Source organism: Pseudomonas sp. G11-1 (genome assembly GCF_024031555.1).
Lineage (GTDB): Bacteria > Pseudomonadota > Gammaproteobacteria > Pseudomonadales > Pseudomonadaceae > Halopseudomonas > Halopseudomonas bauzanensis.
Map to the genome: position 1 here is coordinate 358243 of NZ_QEYQ01000003.1, position 17312 is coordinate 375554.

General features: G+C 61.6%; 17 protein-coding genes. 5 read left to right on the plus strand and 12 right to left on the minus strand.

The window, feature by feature from the left end:
- Positions 1–104: 104 nt before the first annotated feature.
- Positions 105–1262 (plus strand): iron-containing alcohol dehydrogenase, encoded by a 1158-nt coding sequence (locus DHB74_RS11930; protein WP_036991771.1) that lies wholly within the window; start codon positions 105–107, stop codon positions 1260–1262.
- Positions 1263–1409: 147 nt separating this feature from the next.
- Positions 1410–2249 (plus strand): response regulator, encoded by an 840-nt coding sequence (locus DHB74_RS11935; protein ID WP_036991772.1) that lies wholly within the window; start codon positions 1410–1412, stop codon positions 2247–2249.
- Between the two features lie 22 nt (positions 2250–2271).
- Here DHB74_RS11935 and phoR read toward each other — a convergent pair whose 3' ends face one another.
- From phoR to DHB74_RS11955, 4 genes are all read right to left on the minus strand, one after another.
- Entirely contained in the window at positions 2272–3564 is a 1293-nt protein-coding gene (gene phoR, locus DHB74_RS11940) for a phosphate regulon sensor histidine kinase PhoR (RefSeq protein ID WP_499161565.1), read from the minus strand.
- A 48-nt stretch (positions 3565–3612) separates the two neighbouring features.
- Positions 3613–4302, minus strand: a complete 690-nt coding sequence (phoB, locus tag DHB74_RS11945; RefSeq protein ID WP_036991775.1) for a phosphate regulon transcriptional regulator PhoB — start codon at positions 4300–4302, stop codon at positions 3613–3615.
- A gap of 78 nt (positions 4303–4380) precedes the next feature.
- On the minus strand, positions 4381–5271 hold the full coding sequence (gene ubiA, locus DHB74_RS11950) for a 4-hydroxybenzoate octaprenyltransferase (protein ID WP_499161566.1): 891 nt from the start codon (positions 5269–5271) through the stop codon (positions 4381–4383).
- A gap of 25 nt (positions 5272–5296) precedes the next feature.
- A complete protein-coding gene (locus DHB74_RS11955; protein WP_499161567.1) occupies positions 5297–5818 on the minus strand; it encodes a chorismate--pyruvate lyase family protein in 522 nt (173 codons plus the stop codon).
- A gap of 147 nt (positions 5819–5965) precedes the next feature.
- Between DHB74_RS11955 and DHB74_RS11960 the strand changes: the two genes are divergently transcribed.
- Together DHB74_RS11960 and DHB74_RS11965 are read left to right on the plus strand one after the other, a co-directional pair.
- A complete protein-coding gene (locus DHB74_RS11960) occupies positions 5966–6133 on the plus strand; it encodes a rubredoxin (protein ID WP_036991777.1) in 168 nt (55 codons plus the stop codon).
- Between the two features lie 206 nt (positions 6134–6339).
- On the plus strand, positions 6340–6612 hold the full coding sequence (locus DHB74_RS11965) for an HU family DNA-binding protein (protein ID WP_036991779.1): 273 nt from the start codon (positions 6340–6342) through the stop codon (positions 6610–6612).
- A 50-nt stretch (positions 6613–6662) separates the two neighbouring features.
- Here the strand turns inward: DHB74_RS11965 and DHB74_RS11970 are convergent, their stop codons facing one another.
- The 3 genes from DHB74_RS11970 to DHB74_RS11980 all read right to left on the minus strand — a co-directional run bounded on the left by DHB74_RS11970 (position 6663) and on the right by DHB74_RS11980 (position 11185).
- A complete protein-coding gene (locus DHB74_RS11970; protein WP_499161568.1) occupies positions 6663–8075 on the minus strand; it encodes an aminoacyl-tRNA deacylase and HDOD domain-containing protein in 1413 nt (470 codons plus the stop codon).
- A 91-nt stretch (positions 8076–8166) separates the two neighbouring features.
- Positions 8167–10251, minus strand: coding sequence for an ATP-dependent DNA helicase RecG (gene recG, locus DHB74_RS11975; RefSeq protein ID WP_499161569.1), 2085 nt, complete (start codon positions 10249–10251; stop codon positions 8167–8169).
- Positions 10252–10258: 7 nt separating this feature from the next.
- Positions 10259–11185, minus strand: coding sequence for a hydrogen peroxide-inducible genes activator (locus DHB74_RS11980; RefSeq protein ID WP_036991782.1), 927 nt, complete (start codon positions 11183–11185; stop codon positions 10259–10261).
- A 67-nt stretch (positions 11186–11252) separates the two neighbouring features.
- Between DHB74_RS11980 and DHB74_RS11985 the strand changes: the two genes are divergently transcribed.
- A complete protein-coding gene (locus DHB74_RS11985) occupies positions 11253–12092 on the plus strand; it encodes an SDR family oxidoreductase (protein WP_036991785.1) in 840 nt (279 codons plus the stop codon).
- Positions 12093–12172: 80 nt separating this feature from the next.
- On the opposite strand, the gene DHB74_RS11990 is transcribed toward DHB74_RS11985, so the two are convergent.
- From DHB74_RS11990 to DHB74_RS12010, 5 genes are all read right to left on the minus strand, one after another.
- Positions 12173–12553 carry a RidA family protein gene (locus tag DHB74_RS11990; RefSeq protein ID WP_036992108.1) on the minus strand — a complete coding sequence of 127 codons (381 nt, stop codon included), beginning with the start codon at positions 12551–12553 and terminating at the stop codon, positions 12173–12175.
- An 18-nt stretch (positions 12554–12571) separates the two neighbouring features.
- A complete protein-coding gene (gene spoT / locus DHB74_RS11995) occupies positions 12572–14716 on the minus strand; it encodes a bifunctional GTP diphosphokinase/guanosine-3',5'-bis pyrophosphate 3'-pyrophosphohydrolase (RefSeq protein WP_036991786.1) in 2145 nt (714 codons plus the stop codon).
- Positions 14717–14779: 63 nt separating this feature from the next.
- Complete coding sequence (gene rpoZ / locus DHB74_RS12000; RefSeq protein ID WP_036991788.1) at positions 14780–15037, minus strand: DNA-directed RNA polymerase subunit omega; 258 nt, start codon at positions 15035–15037, stop codon at positions 14780–14782.
- 82 nt (positions 15038–15119) lie between these two features.
- Positions 15120–15743, minus strand: a complete 624-nt coding sequence (gmk, locus tag DHB74_RS12005) for a guanylate kinase (protein WP_499161570.1) — start codon at positions 15741–15743, stop codon at positions 15120–15122.
- Between the two features lie 138 nt (positions 15744–15881).
- Positions 15882–17141 (minus strand): MFS transporter, encoded by a 1260-nt coding sequence (locus DHB74_RS12010; RefSeq protein ID WP_280164904.1) that lies wholly within the window; start codon positions 17139–17141, stop codon positions 15882–15884.
- Positions 17142–17312 lie beyond the last annotated feature (171 nt).

The following is a 17312-nucleotide window of genomic DNA, read 5'->3' on the forward strand; positions in this document are numbered from 1 at the left end:
TTTGGGTATTTTGCGGTACATAAATTCAATGTGTATCCGAACGATCTATTTATGCTGGATTGATCGCGCGGCCGCGTCATTTATCTGATATCTCAGGAGAGTAAATGGAAATCACGTCCTACAGCAACAACTGGAGCTATCCCACCAACGTTCGTGTCGGCGCTGGGCGTATTCGTGAACTGGCCAAATGTTGCGGGCAGTTGGGGATGAAGGCGCCATTGCTGATCACTGACCCGGGTCTGGCCGCGCTGCCGATTGTCGAGCAGGCTTTGCAGGTATGCCGTGAAGCCGGACTGGAAATCGGTCTGTTCAGTGCGATCAAAGGCAACCCCACCGGCGGCAACGTGGCCGATGGCATCGCTGCGCTCAAGGCGGGCAATCATGACGGCGTGATCGCCTTCGGCGGTGGCTCGGCCATCGATGCGGCCAAGGCGGTGGCATTGGTGGGCAGACAGAACTGCTCTCTGTGGGAAGCGCGTAACCCGGCCACTATCGATGCCAGCCTGATGCTGCCGGTCGTGGCTGTCCCGACCACGGCGGGTACCGGCTCCGAGGTAGGTAATGCCTCGGTCATTACCGATGAGGAAAATCATGCCAAGCGCATTATCTTCCATCCCAAGATGACCCCGGCTATCGTCATTCTGGACCCTGAGCTGACCCTGGGCTTGCCCGCGAAGCTGACTGCGGCTACCGGGATGGACGCTCTGGCACATAACCTGGAGGCCTTCCTCGCGCCGACGTTCCATCCGATGGCTGAAGGCATCTCGTTGGAAGGCATGCGCCTGGTCAAGGAATACCTGCCGCGCGCTGTACGCAACGGCAATGACATCGATGCGCGGCTGCAGATGCTGGTAGCGTCGAGCATGGGTGCAACTGCTTTCCAGCGCGGCCTGGGCGCGATCCACGCGGTGTCCCATAGCATCGGCGCGTTGTATGACTCGCATCATGGTCTGCTCAATGCCATCGTCATGCCCTATGTCATGCAGGCCAACCGCTCGGTGATCGAGCCGGAAATGGCCCGCGCTGCCCGCTACCTGGGCCTGCCCCATGCGGACTTCAATGGCATGCTGGATTGGGTACTGGATTTGCGCGCCGAATTGGGCCTGCCGCATACCCTGGCCGAGATCGGTGTGGATGATTCCAAGGCCGAGCTGATCGGCGAAATGTCGGTCAAGGACGTCACTGCTCGCACCAATGCGCGTCAGTTGACCGCCGCTGAATACCAACAGCTGTTCCTCAATGCTCTGACCGGCAAGCTCTGAGTCGACTCACCGCTACGCCACGTCGAGTCTGACGTGGCGTCAGCGGACATTCTTGCTGCCTTCTGCTGTCTCACGCCGCCGCCCTTTGCTGGGTATTTGCCATCACTCTGGGGTAAGCTGTGGCGGTAACTGACAGAGAGAATCTCAATGGCGAGTGTATCCGTTCTGGTTGTGGATGATGCCCCCTTTATCCGTGACCTGATCAAGAAAGCCCTGCGCAGTCATTTCCCGGGTCTGCAGATCGAAGAGGCGGTGAATGGCAGCAAGGCACGTCAGTTGCTTGCCCGAACCTCATTCGACCTGATCCTGTGCGACTGGGAAATGCCAGAGCTGAGCGGCCTGGAATTGCTGCAGTGGTTTCGCACCCAATCCGGTCAGGAGAAGACGCCTTTCATCATGGTGACCAGCCGGGGTGACCGCGATAATGTAGTCGAGGCCATCAAGGCGGGTGTCAGCGACTATGTTGGTAAGCCGTTCAGCAACGAACAGCTGATTTCCAAGGTGCGCAAGGCCTTGCAGCGGGCTGGTAAGCTGCAGCAGTTGCGTGCCCGTCCCGTTGCCACCGGCGGACACGCCCAGGAGACCATCACCAGCCTGCTGGGCTCGCGTCCGGCGCCTGTCCCACCGACAACCCCGAAGCCGGCCGTGCCGGTGGATAACCGGACAGCAGCACGCTCAACGGCTCGGGCGCAACTGCGCGTGGCTGGTCAGCAGTTCGCCTGTGTCATTCGGAGCCTTAGCCTGCGCGATGCACGGTTGGTGGTGCGCCGGGGTGAGCAATTGCCGGCAGTGTTCGACAGCGCGGTGCTGGATCTGGAGCAGGAAGGTGAGCAGGGCGTGGCCCGTATCAACGGCTACGTGCATACCCTGGCGGCGCTGGAGGATCGCATGGATTGCGAATGGGTGCTGGTGACGCTGAAATTCGTCGACCAGGACCCGGCCAAGCTGGAGTGGTTGTCGATGCTGATTGCCGAGGGCGGTCACTGAGCCGTCAACGACGGCTCATTCTTCAGATAAGCCGTTCGGCCGGGAATACGCAGGTAAAGCTGCTGCCCTTGCCGGGTGTGCTGCTGATCTGCAGCTCGCCGTGATGGCGCATCAGCACGTGTTTGACGATAGCCAGTCCGAGGCCGGTGCCGCCGGTGGTGCTGTTGCGGCTGGAGTCGACACGGTAGAAGCGCTCGGTCAGCCGATGCAGGTGTTCGGCGGCGATTCCCGGCCCGTTATCCGTTACGCTCAGGCGCGCGCCGCGGTCATCCTGCACCCAGGTGATCTGAATCTCCCCGCCATCCTGGGTATATTTCACGGCGTTGTACACCAGGTTGGAGATGGCACTGCGCAGTTCCGACTCCCATCCAATGATGCGGGCCTGGGTGGCGCAGTCGATGGATATGCTGTGCTGCCGTTCTCCGGACACGGCGAGGGCGTCCTTGCGGATGCCGGGCAGCATGAGAGCGATATCGACCGGTTTTTCCTCGGCGCTGGCCTCTGAGGTCTCCAGGCGCGAGAGCATCAACAGGTCGTTGAGCAGGCTCTGCATGCGCCGGGCCTGCTGCTGCATCTGGTGCAGCGGCCGCATCCAGCGCGGATTGCTGCCGTCATCGCTATCGATCATGGTTTCCAGATAACCGACTACCACGGTCAGCGGAGTGCGCAGCTCGTGGGATACGTTGGCGACGAAATCCTTGCGCATTTGCTCCAGGTTATGCAGCCGGGTAACGTCGCGGACCAGCAACAGCCGCTCGCCATTGCCGTAGCGGGTGATGTTGTACTGCAGCCAGGTGTTGATATTCAAGGGAGAGGGAATATCCAGCGGCTCGCGGTAATTGCCGTGGTCGAAATAGTGGACGAAACGCGGATCGCGCAGCAGGTTATGCACATGCTGTCCGCTGTCGTCGGGCGCGCGCAGGCCGAGCAGGCTTTCGGCGGCGTGATTCCACCACTCGAGATGACCATCCTTGTCGATCATGACCACGGCATCGCTCAGTGCTGCGGTGGATGCCTGGATGCGTTCAATGACCGTCTGCATGCGCCCACGCATGCGCTTGTCGCGGCGCTGCATGCGGTAGATGCCATCGAAAATCTCGCCCCAGATGCCGGAGGCTTCCGGTGGCGGCTCACCCGGGTGCGTTTGCAACCAGTGCTGAAAACGTTGCAGTTGGCGTAGCATCCAACCTAGATAGATGGCCAGCCCGATGACCAGAGCCCAGGCAGGTTGTCCCACCAGCAGGCCGATCAGCAGGCAGCCCAGCAGCAGCCAGAACAGTCTGCCTGAGATTGCGCGGAACCAGTTGTTTTCCACTGGTATTATCCTGGATCAGATGGGTAGACACTGCCGCAATGCAGCGCCTCAGCCCTTGGTGGAAAAACGGTAACCCGTGCCGCGCACAGTCTGCACCAAACCTTCATAGGCGGAACCCAGAGCCTTGCGCAGACGACGGATATGCACATCCACGGTACGCTCTTCGACATAGACATTGCCGCCCCAGACCTGATCCAGCAACTGGCCGCGGGTATAGGCGCGTTCCTGGTGGGTCATGAAGAACTGCAGCAGCCGGTACTCGGTCGGGCCGATTTCCGCTGGTGCGCCGTCAATGGTGACGCGATGGCTAATCGGGTCCAGGTGCAGACCATTCACTTCGATGGGGGCTTCCTCGTCCACCGGACCGGCGCGGCGTAGTACAGCCTTGAGGCGGGCAACCAGCTCCCGGGGTGAGAACGGCTTGGTGATGTAATCATCAGCACCCACTTCCAGCCCCTGGATCTTGTTGTCTTCCTCACCCTTGGCGGTGAGCATGATAATGGGAATGTCGCTGGTCAACTCGTCGCGCTTGAGGCGTCTTGCCAGCTCGATGCCGGTCGTGCCCGGTAGCATCCAGTCCAGCAGGATCAGGTCCGGTTTGGCATCTATGATGGCAGCATGGGCCTGTTGCGTATTCTCTGCTTCAAGGCAGCGGTATCCGGCCATCTCCAGCGCAACGGCAATCATTTCCCGGATAGGGGCTTCGTCGTCTACGATCAGTATGGTCTTGTCTGCCATGGTACTCCGTCCAGTTGCAGTGTCTGACATACACCGATTAGATAACAAGAATATTGCAGTTGTGTGACCGCTGACCATTTAACCCAGGCGGTAATCCAGCACCAGGCCGGCAAATACCAGCAGTCCGCTCCAGTGATTGGACAGGAATGCGGCCAGGCACGCCTGTGGTTCGCGGTCGCGAATCAACCAGTGTTGCCAGCCGAAGCTCAACAACATGGCTACCAACCCCAGGTAGTAAAAGGCGCCCAACTCAAAGCGGCTGCCGACCAGCAGCAGGCACAGCAATGTCAGCCCCTGCAGCAGCGCGATGATCAACTTGTCGGCTTCGCCGAATACGATGGCGGTGGATTTGACGCCGATGACCAGATCATCGGGGCGGTCACACATGGCGTACTCGGTGTCATAAGCCACAGTCCACAGCAGATTGGCGATGTAGAGCAGCCACAGCGCCACCGGCAGTTCGCCGGTCTGTGCAGCGAAGGCCATGGGGATGGCCATGGAGTAGGCGGCGCCCAGCACCACCTGGGGATAGAAGGTGAAGCGTTTGCAAAAGGGGTAAACGGTCGCCAGTGCCAGTGCCACCAGTGACAATTTGAAGGTCAGCAGATTGGTGAACAGCAGCAAAGAGGCACTCAGCGCTACCAGAACGGCGAAGACCAGCAAGGTTTCCCGGGGGCTGACCTTGCCGGTGGCCAGAGGCCGGTTGCGGGTGCGGGTGACATGGCCGTCGACCTTGCGGTCGGCGAAGTCGTTGATGGCGCAGCCGGCTGCCCGCATCAACACCACACCGGTGACAAACACTGCCAGCAACAGCAGATCCGGAACGCCGCCTGCGGCCAGCCACAGTGCACATAGCGTGGGCCACAGCAGCAGGTAGATACCGATGGGGCGATCCAGCCGCATGAGCTGGATGAAGTCGATGGCGCGAGGATGGAGGCGCGACAGGGGTTTGATCAACAGGCCAGACACAATAGTCTCCGAAACGGTGATGGACTCAGGCGGCCGGAGGCCAGCCGGGGAGAAAAACCTCGCATACCAACAGCTGCAGTCGCTCGCTGGCGAACAACGAGCGCCGAGCCCAGCAACCAGGCTGCTGCCGATCCGCTGGCAACCAGCGGGCCGGGTAGCGGCTGATCTCGATCGGCTCGCGGCGGATCCGCGGATCATTGAACAACAGCTCGCCGAGGCTGCGGCTGCCCAGGTTTTCCAGGTGCACGCCGGCAGCGTTGAAAGCCTGCAAATCCGCTACCGTGCGGGCAAATACCCGGGGCGCTCCCGCCGTGTGCAGCAGGACTTCGCGGACCCATACCGGATGGGCCTCAGCCAATCCGAGCGCCGCGGCTTCATCTGCGCGCGCCGGTTGCTGCTGCTCGGCCAGTACTTCGACCCGGAAATCATCATTGCCGGCCGCCATCAGCCGCCGGGTCAGTGACCCCGTGTCGCGGAGCCAATCGAGCAAAACGCTGTCGGGAATATCGGAATGATCGGTTACCAGTTGCCAGTCGGGAATACTCACGGATCTCACTGTCGCTGCGGGTGTCTGGTGCAGAGGGTATCATGACTTGGCGGTTATTCACCCGCCCTGGCGCAGCGGTTGGCCGGCGTCAGCGCTTTGCGGTAGTCTCGGAAGCCGATTTTACAGCGCACTATTCAGGAATCATTGATGAAAAAATGGCAATGCATCGTATGTGGGTTCATCTATGACGAGGCGGAAGGATGGCCGGATGACGGCATCGCGCCAGGGACTCGCTGGGAAGACGTACCGGCTGATTGGCAATGCCCGGATTGCGGAGTTGGCAAGGAAGACTTCGAGATGATCGCTATCGGTTGACCGTTATGGCAATGAGACAGTTTTGCCTTTTTCCGGTAAATCAGCGATAACTCTCTCTGTCAGCCCGGTTTCTGGCTGGCGCAGGCGCCCGAGTCGTGCCATGCTGGGCAGGCTTTGACAGCCTTGAGCCAGGAGCGGCGGGGCGGTCGCCAAGCATCGTTGCAGCAGGCAGCGAAAAACAAAAACAACACATAGTGAGGCTCTATATGCGTAAACCGGAACTCGCAGCGGCTATTGCCGACAAGGCTGACCTGAGCAAGGACCAGGCAAACCGCGCGCTCAACGCGATTCTCGATGAAATCACCCAGGCCCTGAGCCGCAAGGATACGGTTACCCTCGTCGGGTTTGGGACCTTCTTGCAGCGGCATCGTGGTGCCCGGACCGGCAAAAACCCGCAAACCGGTGAGCCTGTTCAGATCAAGGCCAGCAACACCGTGTCCTTCAAGCCCGGCAAGGGATTGAAAGATTCCGTCAACTGAACGGAAAGGCCGGGGGCTGTATAGCCCCTGGTAGCTGATTCAGCGATCTTTCAGCGATTCCAGCCCAGCTGGTACTCATTCACCAGCTTGCGTAGCGCATCGCGCGCGTCCAGTACCTTGTCCACCGCCTTGTCCGCTTGTTCACGGGTCAGCTCCAGACGCTCCAGCAGCAGTTCGGGGATGACCATCTCCGGCCCGCCACCCAGTTCCCGCTCACGCAGCAGCGCCAGGCTGAGATAAACCAGGTTGGCGTATTGATAATGCTCACCGGCGTAATGCGGATCATGCTGATGGCGGATGGCGCTGGAAATTTCCGCCGGCATGTCCCAGTAGCGCATCAGCCAGCTACCGATCTGATCCCGGTTGACGCCGAGCAGATGCTGGTCCACCAGGTGGGCCGGCACATGCGGGTTGGCTTCCACGTGGCGGCAGATCAGATTGAAGTAGGGCGGGAAGATATAAGCCAGCAGCAGATAACCGAAGTTATGCAGCAGCCCGGCCAGATAATTCAGGCCCAGCTCGGGGCGATGTTCACGCGGCATCGCCCTGGCCAGCCCTTCGATCGCCGCGGCGGTATAGATGGCTTGTTCCCAGTAGGGCGTGCTGCACTCGGGCGCATCCTTGGGTAGGCTGAACGTCTTGCCCAGGGACAGGCCCACCGCAAGATTGATCACCAGGTCAAAGCCCAGCACACGGGTGATGGCATCTTCCACCGAGCGAATCTTGCCCGGTGCGGCATAGAATGAGGAGGAGGCCCAACTGACCACCTGGGCAGCCAGGCTGGGGTCGGTTTCCACCACATCGGTGAGCTGTTCGACGGTGGCATCGGGGTTCACCCGCAGTTTCATGATCTGCTGGGCGGTATTGGGCAGCGGCGGAATCTCGATGGTTTCTTCCAGACGCTGGCGCATGCGCAGGGCGGTGAAGTTCTTCACCGCCAGGTTGATGTCGTGCCGGTCCTGTTCGGCATCTTCAGCGGTACATTCGATGGTGCTCAGCGGGACGGCGAAGGCGGCGGCCGTGGCGTTTGCCGCCAGGCTGGCCAATGCGCTCTGCTCAAGCTCCAGACACCAACCGGACAGGCCGCTGGGCATCCATACCTGGGCGTGGGCCAGCAGCTGTTGCTCGATGAGGCAGGGTGAATCCACCAACACCGGCAAGCCCGGCAACTGCGCCAGCTGGTAGCGTTGCAGGAGCGCCTGCAGCTGCTGATCGCGCACCGGCTGCAGTTCCCGACCGGTCACCCGTGTCAGTTCCCGCAGGTCCAGCAGATGGTCAGCGGGAAACAGCGTCAACAACATGCCATCGGCGTCGCTGAGCAGGCACACCCGAATCTGCTGGGCCAGCGGGCCGGCTGCCCCCTGAGGCCGCAGCCGGTAGGTAATCTGCTGTCGCTGCAGCTGCTTTTCCAGCAGGTCGGGCAAGCTGGCGCTGGCTGACGGCATGGCTGCGTGATCGGTCATCAGAAAGTTCCTTGTCTGGACAATCGGAATGGCTTGATTGAAGTGATCTTAGGGGGTGTCCACGTAGCACCGCAAGCTGGGGCCCTAGGCGTCACACTTGAGCGAACTGTTGTGCATCAGCCAGCCAGCGATCAATAACCAGATCGACCCGCTGGGGATGCTGCCGGGTAAAGACCGCTGCGGCTTCCTGTATCTGTGGGAGCAGATCGGCATCGCGGACCAGATCAGCGACGCGGAACTGCACCAGGCCGGTCTGGCGTGTGCCGAGCACTTCGCCGGGGCCGCGCAGTTCCAGGTCCTTTTCGGCGATGACAAAGCCATCCGAGCTTTCCCGCATGATCCCCAGGCGCTCGCGGCCCAGTGCCGACAGCGGGGCGTGATACAGCAGGACGCAGTGACTGGCAGTGTTGCCGCGGCCGACCCGGCCGCGCAGCTGGTGCAGTTGCGCCAAGCCGAGGCGCTCGGGGTTTTCAATGATCATCAGGCTGGCATTGGGCACATCCACGCCGACCTCGATTACGGTGGTGGCGACCAGCAGGTGCAGGTCGCCATCCTTGAACGCCTGCATGATCTCGGCCTTCTCCGTTGCCTTCATACGCCCATGAATGAGGCCGATCGACAGGTCCGGCAATTGTTCGCACAACGCTTGCCACGTCACTTCGGCGGCCTGGGCCTGGAGCTGCTCGGACTCCTCGATCAACGTGCAGACCCAATAGGCCTGGCGGCCCTCGGCGCAACCGGCGCGCACCCGTTCGACCACCGCATCGCGTCGGCTGTCGGACACCAGCACGGTATTGATCGGGGTGCGCCCCGGCGGCAACTCATCGAGAATCGAGGTATCCAGATCAGCATAGGCGCTCATCGCCAGGGTGCGCGGGATGGGCGTGGCGGTCATGATCAGCTGATGCGGGGAGAAGCGTCCAGCCGCGCCCTTGTCACGCAGGGCCAGCCGCTGTTGCACACCAAAGCGGTGTTGCTCGTCGATGATCGCCAGCCCCAGGTTGTGAAACTGCACTTCGGCCTGGAACAGCGCATGGGTGCCGACCACCATGGCAGCATCACCCGTCGCGATCATCTGCAGCTGATTGCTGCGGGCCTTGCCCTTGAGCTTGCCGGCCATCCAGGCGACGGAAATGCCCAGCGGCGCGAACCAGCGTTGGAAGTTGTTGAAATGCTGCTCGGCAAGGATCTCGGTTGGCGCCATCAGGGCCACCTGCCAACCGGCTTCCAGCGCCTGCAGTGCCGCCAGCGCCGCGACGACGGTCTTGCCGGCACCCACATCGCCCTGGACCAGGCGCAGCATGGGCTGGGGTTGGCGCAGGTCGGCGCGGACTTCCTCCGCTACTCGCTGCTGGGCGCCAGTCAGCGGAAAGCCCAACTGGCTGATGAAGGTCTGCGCCAGTTCGCCGGGGGCCTGCATTACCGGTGCCCGATGGGCACGCACCTCGGCGCGCAGCTTGAGCATGGTCAACTGGTGGGCCAGCAGCTCCTCGAAGGCCAGCCGATGCTGGGCCCAATGGCGACCATCTTCCAGCGCCTGCAAGTCGACATCGGGCGGCGGTCGGTGCAGCGTGTGGATGGCCTCGCGCAGGGGCGGCAGCTGATACTGCTCGGTGAGTTCGGGGGCCAGCAAGTCAGGCAGGCTGTTGCCTTGATCCAGCCAGGCGAGAGCAGCATCAGTGAGGCTGCGCAAACGCTGCTGCGACAGGCCTTCGGTCGCCGGGTAGATAGGCGTCAGGGTGGTGGCCACCGGCGCTGCCTGCTGGCTGTCCAGGTTTTGCATTTCCGGATGGTAGATCTCCAGCCCGGAGGCGCCGGGGCGCACCTCACCGTAGCAGCGCCAGCGGCTGCCGCGCTGCAGGTTGGACTTCAGTGCGGCGGAAAAATAATAGAAACGCAGGCTCAAGGTGCCGCTGCCATCCTGGATGCGGCACAACAGGCTGCGACGTCGCCCCATCACCACCTCTGCCCCCAGCACGACACCTTCAATGACCGCGTCCATGCCTGGGCGCAGAGCACCGATTGGCGTGATGCGGGTGCGGTCCTGATAGCGCAGCGGCAGATGAAACAGCACATCCTGCACGCTGCTCAGACCGAGACGGTCCAGCTTGTCCGCCAGCGCCGGGCCGATACCCTTGAACACCGTCAGCGGTGTGCGTTCCAGCTGCAACGTCATGGTGTCATCAAGCCCGGCGCTTATCGGCGGGGTCGCCAACCGAGCACAGGCGAATCGAGTCGCTGAGGATTTCCACTGCCCGTGGGCGTGGGAAGCTGGCGCGCCAGGCAATCGCCACGGTGCGGAAGGGGACCGGCGAACTGAATGGTTTGGTCAGCAGTAGATCGGAGCTGTAATAACGATCATCGGCGGCCGACATCGGCAGCACCGTCATGCCCATGCCCGAGGCAACCATGTGGCGGATGGTTTCCAGGGAGCTGGATTCGATGGTGGTGTGCTTGAGCTGTTCATCGCTGCGGCGGGTGGTGGGGCAGGCTTCCAGGACCTGATCACGGAAGCAGTGACCTTCGCCGAGCAGCAGCAGGCGATCATCATCCAGGTCATCCAGCGACACGTAGTCGCGCTTGGCCCAGGCGTGATCGGCCGGGATCAACAGGCTGAAGGGTTCGTCATACAGCGGCTTGGTCAGAATATCCGGCTCGCTGAATGGCAACGCGATGATGATCGCGTCGAGCTCCCCATTGCGCAGCTTGTCGCGCAGGATGTGGGTGTAGTTCTCCTCGATGTACAACGGCATTTCCGGGGCCACCCGGTGCAGCTGTGGAATCAGGTGCGGGAAAAGATACGGCCCGATGGTGTAGATGGCGCCGACCTTGAGCGGGGCCGACAGCTGATTCTTGCCGGCGCTGGCCAGTTCGCGGATGGCCATTGCCTCTTCCAGTACCCGCTGGGCCTGGGCGACGATCTTCTCACCCACGGGGGTAACCCGTACGGCACTCTTGGTGCGTTCGAAGAGCATGATGCCCAGCTCTTCCTCCAGTTTCTTGACGCCGACACTGAGCGTCGGCTGGGAAACATGGCAGCGCTCGGCGGCATGGCCGAAATGCTGTTCCTGGGCCAGAGTGACGATGTAACGGAGTTCGGTCAGGGTCATGTCGTATACTGCTCGCGGAGATTTTCAGCAAGCATAGCGGGTTGATCGATAGAGGAAAACAATCAGCATGAAACATGTAGTTATTGCCGGCTGCGGTGATGTGGGAACGGCGCTCGCCGAGCGTCTGTTGCAGCGCGGTTGGCAGGTCAGTGGACTGCGCCGCGACCCCTCGGCTTTACCCGGGGATATTGGCCGGATCGCTGCTGATCTGACCCAGCCGCAGAAGCCGGCTGACTGGCCGGAGCGGGTCGACTATGTGGTTTACTGCCCGGCCGCCGGGCGGCGCGATCCCGAACTGTACCAGCAGCTCTATATCGATGGGCTGCAGCACGTTCTGGGCTGGCTGAAGGACAGTCGGCATAAGCTGCGTCACCTGCTGCAGGTGTCCAGTACGGCGGTCTATGCCCAGAGCGAGGGTGAATGGGTAACCGAGAACAGCCCGGCGCTGGCCCAGTCAGCAACCGCACCCTTGTTGATCCAGGCCGAGGACGTGGCGCTGCGCAGCGGCGTCCCGGCATCGGTGGTGCGTCTGGCTGGTATCTACGGGCCGGGGCGCACGCGACTGATCGAACAGGTGCGTAGCGGATTGCATGTGCCGGAAACCCCGGTGCAATACACCAATCGCATCCATCGGGATGATGCCGCTACGTTATTGGAATGCCTGTTACTGGCTGCTGACCAGGGCGAGTTGCTGGCGCCCTGCTATCTGGGCGTAGACGATGAGCCGGCGCCCTTGCACGACGTGGCGCAGTGGCTGGCAGAGCAGGTGGGTGTGGAACTGCTGGCCGAAGGGCCCACGGCCAATCGGGTTGGCAGCAAGCGCTGCAGTAATGCGCTGGCGCGGGAGATGGGGTGGGAGCCGGTGTATCCCAGCTACCGGGAGGGTTACTCGAGCATGCTCGAGTAACCTCAGCGGCAAACGTCCAGCTATGGGTGTACCTGTGGGGCGGGCCCGGTAGGAGCTCCACGGGACACCACAGCGATCGCTTAGCCGACGACCAGGATACCGTCCATCTCTACCGGCACGCCCTTGGGCAGCGCAGCGATGCCGATGGCCGCGCGGGCCGGATAGGGCTGTTCGAAGTAGCGGCCCATGATTTCGTTGACGGTACCGAAGTTGGCCAGGTCGGTCAGGTAGATGTTCAGCTTGACGATGTCCTGCAGCTTGCCGCCAGCCGCTTCAGCTACCAGCGCCAGGTTGTCGAACACGCGGCAGACCTGGGCCTCGAAGCCTTCAACCACTTCCATGGTTTGCGGGTCCAGCGGGATCTGACCGGACAGGTAAACGGTGTTGCCGACCTTGATGGCCTGGGAGTAGGTGCCGATGGCGGCGGGAGCGTGTTCGCTGGTGATGACTTGCTTGTTCATGAAGGTCTCCATCTGGATTCAGTTTTTAAGGCGGGTAATCCGTAGCACGCCTTGCAGCGCACGGATCCGCTTGATCAATTGGGAAAGGTGCAGCCGGCCGCGCACGCGCAGCACCAGTTGCACCACGCTGATGCGACCATCGCGTTCGTCCACGCTGATTTTGTCGATACTCGCATCGGCTACGGTGATGCTGGTAGCGAGCTGGGCAATAATGCCGCGCTGATGCTCCAGTTCCACGCGCAGCTCCACGGTGAATTCGCCACTGACATTCTTATCCCAGGTCAGTTGCAGAATCTTTTCATTATTGTCGTGGTGTTCCGCCAGGTTCTTGCAGTTTTCCTGGTGAATGACCATGCCCTTGCCGGTAGTGAGGAAGCCGACAATGGGATCGCCCGGAATGGGATTACAGCAACGCGCAAAACTGACCACCAGCCCTTCGGTGCCGCGAATGGCCAGGGGTTTCTCTTCGCTGCGGGGTTGCTGGATAACGGCGTCGCTGCGCGTTGCCTCGGCCTCGGCCGCGGTATCGCCTGCCAGCAGGCGGCGTGCAGTCACATAGGCCATGCGATTGCCCAGCCCGATGTCCGCCAGCAGATCTTCCAGCGTCTCCATGCGGCAGTCAGCCAGCACGCGCTTGATCTGCCGCTCGGGAATCTGCTCCAGGCTGGTGTCGAAGCTCGCCAGCACCTTGTCCAGCAGCCGCTCGCCCAGCGCAATGGATTCGGAGTGGCGCTGGTGTTTGAGCACATGACGGATATTGCTGCGCGCCTTGCCGGTGATCACGAAGTTCAACCACGCCGGGTTGGGCCGGGCGCCTGGGGCGGTGATGATTTCCACGGTCTGGCCGCTTTCCAGTGGCTCGGACAGCGGCGCCAGGCGGCGATTGATACGGCAGGCGATACAGCTGTTGCCCACATCGGTATGCACGGCGTAGGCGAAGTCGACCGGTGTGGAGCCCTTGGGCAGCTCCATGATCCGGCCCTTGGGCGTGAAGATATAGACCTCATCGGGGAACAGGTCGATCTTGACGTTCTCGATGAACTCCAGCGAATTACCCGCGCGTTGCTGCAGTTCAAGCACACCTTTGAGCCACTGACGGGTGCGCGCATGGTTGCCGTTGATCACCTCGTCCTTCGACTTGTACACCCAGTGTGCGGCGATACCGTTATTGGCCAGCTCTTCCATCTCTTCGGTGCGGATCTGGATCTCGATCGGTACACCATGCATACCGAACAGGGTGGTATGCAGAGACTGATAGCCGTTGGCTTTGGGAATCGCGATGTAGTCCTTGAAGCGGCCAGGGAAGGGCTTGTACAGGCTGTGCACGGCGCCCAGCACGCGATAGCAGGTATCGGCCTTGTCGACGATGATCCGGAAGGCGTAGACATCCATGATCTCGTTGAACGCCTTACGCTTCTCGCGCATCTTCTGGTAAATACCGTACAGATGCTTCTCGCGGCCCAGCACCTTGCCCTGCAGCCCCTCGCGCTCGAGACAGGCTTCCAGGGAGTCGAGGATCTTGTTCAGCAGCTCCTTGCGGTTGCCACGGGCGTCACGCACGGCCTGGGCGATCATCCGCGAGCGCATCGGATACATGGCGCTGAAGCCCAGGTCCTCGAACTCGGTGCTGAGACTGTGCATGCCCAGGCGGTTGGCGATGGGCGCGTAGATTTCCAGGGTTTCCCGGGCGATGCGGCGGCGTTTTTCCGGCTTCAGGGCGCCGAGGGTGCGCATGTTGTGCAGGCGGTCAGCGAGCTTGACCAGAATGACCCGGATATCGCGGGCCATGGCCAGGGCCATTTTCTGGAAGTTCTCAGCCTGGGCCTCGGCCTTGGTCTCGAAGGTCATCTGGGTCAGCTTGCTGACGCCGTCGACCAGCTCCGCCACGGTATCACCGAACTGCGCGGTGAGGGCTTCCTTGGGGATGCCGGTATCCTCGATCACATCATGCAGCATGGCGGCCATCAGGCTCTGATGGTCCATGTGCATATCAGCAAGGATGTTGGCTACCGCCAGCGGATGGGTGACGTAGGGCTCGCCGCTGCGGCGGGTCTGGCCGTCATGGGCCTGCTCCGCATAGAAATAGGCGCGGCGTACCAGGTTGACCTGATCGGGTTCGAGGTAGTCATCCAGCCGATCGGCAAAGACTTCTATACCGGACATGCAACTCTCCTGCACCCTGCTGTCAGAGCAGTTTGAACGAGGTCGCATGGCCATCGCAACCGCTTACTCCGGCAGTTCGGTTTCCAGCGAGTACAGCGGCTCCTGCTGTTCACGCAGAGCTTCTTCGGCCATGATCGCGTCGGTGATCAGGCCTTCGGCGATTTCACGCAAAGCCACGACGGTGGGCTTGTCATTTTCCCAGGCAACCTTGGGTTCCTTGCCGCCAGTAGCGATCTGACGCGAACGCTTGGTGGCCAGCATGACCAGCTCAAAGCGGTTGTCTACATTTTCCAGGCAGTCTTCAACAGTGACGCGGGCCATGGTGTACTCCGAACGGCAGAAAAAAGAAAATCGGGAAGCGCTTGGTAAAAACGCGGGACCGAACAGTTTACCGGTTAACCAGTCAGTCTGACAACAGGCCGGTAAGAAGGTGCCGGTGCAGATCCTGCTGGTGGGCGAGGGTCAGACGTCCGCTGCGCAGGATTGCTTTGAGGTCATCCAGGGCGGTATGGAAGTCATCGTTGATGACAATGAAGTCATATTCCACGTAATGACTCATTTCTTCCACCGCCTGCGCCATGCGTCCGGCGATCACGTCGTCGCTATCCTGCCCGCGATTGCTCAGGCGATCCTGCAGGGCGGAGTTGCTTGGCGGCAGGATGAAGATCGAGCGGGCCTGGGGTAGCGCCCGTCGCACCTGCTGGGCACCCTGCCAGTCGATTTCCAGAATCAGATCATGACCTTCGGCCAGAGTCTGTTCCACCGTGCTCTGGGAGGTGCCGTACAGATTGCCGAAGACTTCCGCATGTTCGAGAAAATCACCCTGGCCCACCTGTTCGAGGAAGCGTTCGCGGCGGGTGAAGTGATAATTCACGCCATCCACTTCGCCAGGGCGCATCGCCCGGGTGGTATGGGATACCGACACCCGCAGACTGTCGATCTGCTCGATCAAGGCCTTGACCAGGCTGGTCTTGCCCGCACCGGACGGGGCGGAAACGATATAAAGAGTACCGGTGGCTTGGCTCATGGCAGGTTCCTGACGGGATCGACGAAGTGGCGGGATTATAAAGGCATTGGCCGGCGCCGTCATTTCGGTGTGGCCGGCGAGGTACGGCCGGTTAGGTGCGACCGGCCAGGTGCGGCCGACTAATGCCGGCCATGAATATCAGCTACGTGCGGTCCGGCTCTCGGGCGAGGCATCCTCGAAGCGATCGACCTGGCGCAGCGTGCGGAATGCCGCGGCCCAGCCGGCCACCACGCCCAGGGTGCAGAAGGCACCGATCAAGGCGGCCGGTACCGCGCCGAACCAGGCCGCGCTGGTGCCGGCGCGGAAATTGCCCAGTTCGTTGGACGAGCCGATAAACAACATGTTGACCGCATTGACCCGGCCACGCATGGCATCGGGCGTGGAGAACTGGATCAGCGCCGAGCGGATATACACGCTGACCATGTCCGCGGCACCGGCTATCAGCAGCGCAACGAAGGACAGCCAGAACAGCGTCGACAGCGCGAACACCAGATTGGCCACACCGAAGATCGCCACGGCGATGAACATGGTGCGCCCGACATTGCTGTTGAATGGCCTGGCGCTCAGGTACAGGCCCACGCAGATTTCACCCACGGCCATGGCGCTGCGCAGAATACCCAGGCCCTCGGGGCCGACGTGCAACACATCGCTGGCATAGATCGGCAGCAGAGCGACCACACCGCCCAGCAGCACGGCGAACAGATCCAGGGAAATGGTGCCGAGAATGATCGGCCGGGTGCGAATGAAATGCAGCCCGGCGGTAAAGCGCTGCCAGCCGGAGGTTTCGGTAATCTGCATGGCTTCGGCATAGAGCACCGGTACGCGGCTGAGCAGCAACAACCCGCCGGCAAAGCACACCAGGCAGATCGCATAGGTCAGCTCACCGCCGCCGACGGCGTAGAGCACGCCCCCCAACACCGGACCGAGGATGGTCGCGGTACGCATGATGGTGCTGTTGGCGGCGATCGCCTGGGCCAACTGATCCCGCGGCACGATTTGCGGCAACAGGCTTTGTAGGGCCGGCCCGATGAACGCCCGCGAGCAGCCGTACAGTACCAGCGCACCATAGAACCAGCCCGGCTCATGCTCGCCACGTGCGGTCAGCCACAGCAGGATGCCACTGCAGCCCGCCGCGCCAGCCCAAGAGAGAGCGAGAATCAGTTTGCGGCTGTAGCGATCGATCAGGTCGCCCGCTGGCATCAGCAGAAACAGCATCGGCAAAAACTGCGCCAGCCCGACCCAGGCCAGCGACAACGGGTCACCGGTAATCTCATAGATCTGCCAAGCGACCACAATGGCCTGGATCTGCATGGCGAATACCGCCAGCAGGCGGGCGATGACGAAGGGCATGAAGCCCGGCTGACGGTAGACGTTCAAGCGGGAAGCGGAGAGAGCCAAGGTGACATCTTCGGTGCGGGATGGATGAGCTGCACATGATAGCAGCGGACGCCTATGGCGTCAGCGCAGGAGTACATGCTGTCTGGGCAGTTGTTCTAGCCAAGCTTGAGTTGGCGGAACGCTGCCCTCTCGGCCACTTTGCTTTTTCTTAGTTATCGTTATCAGGATTAT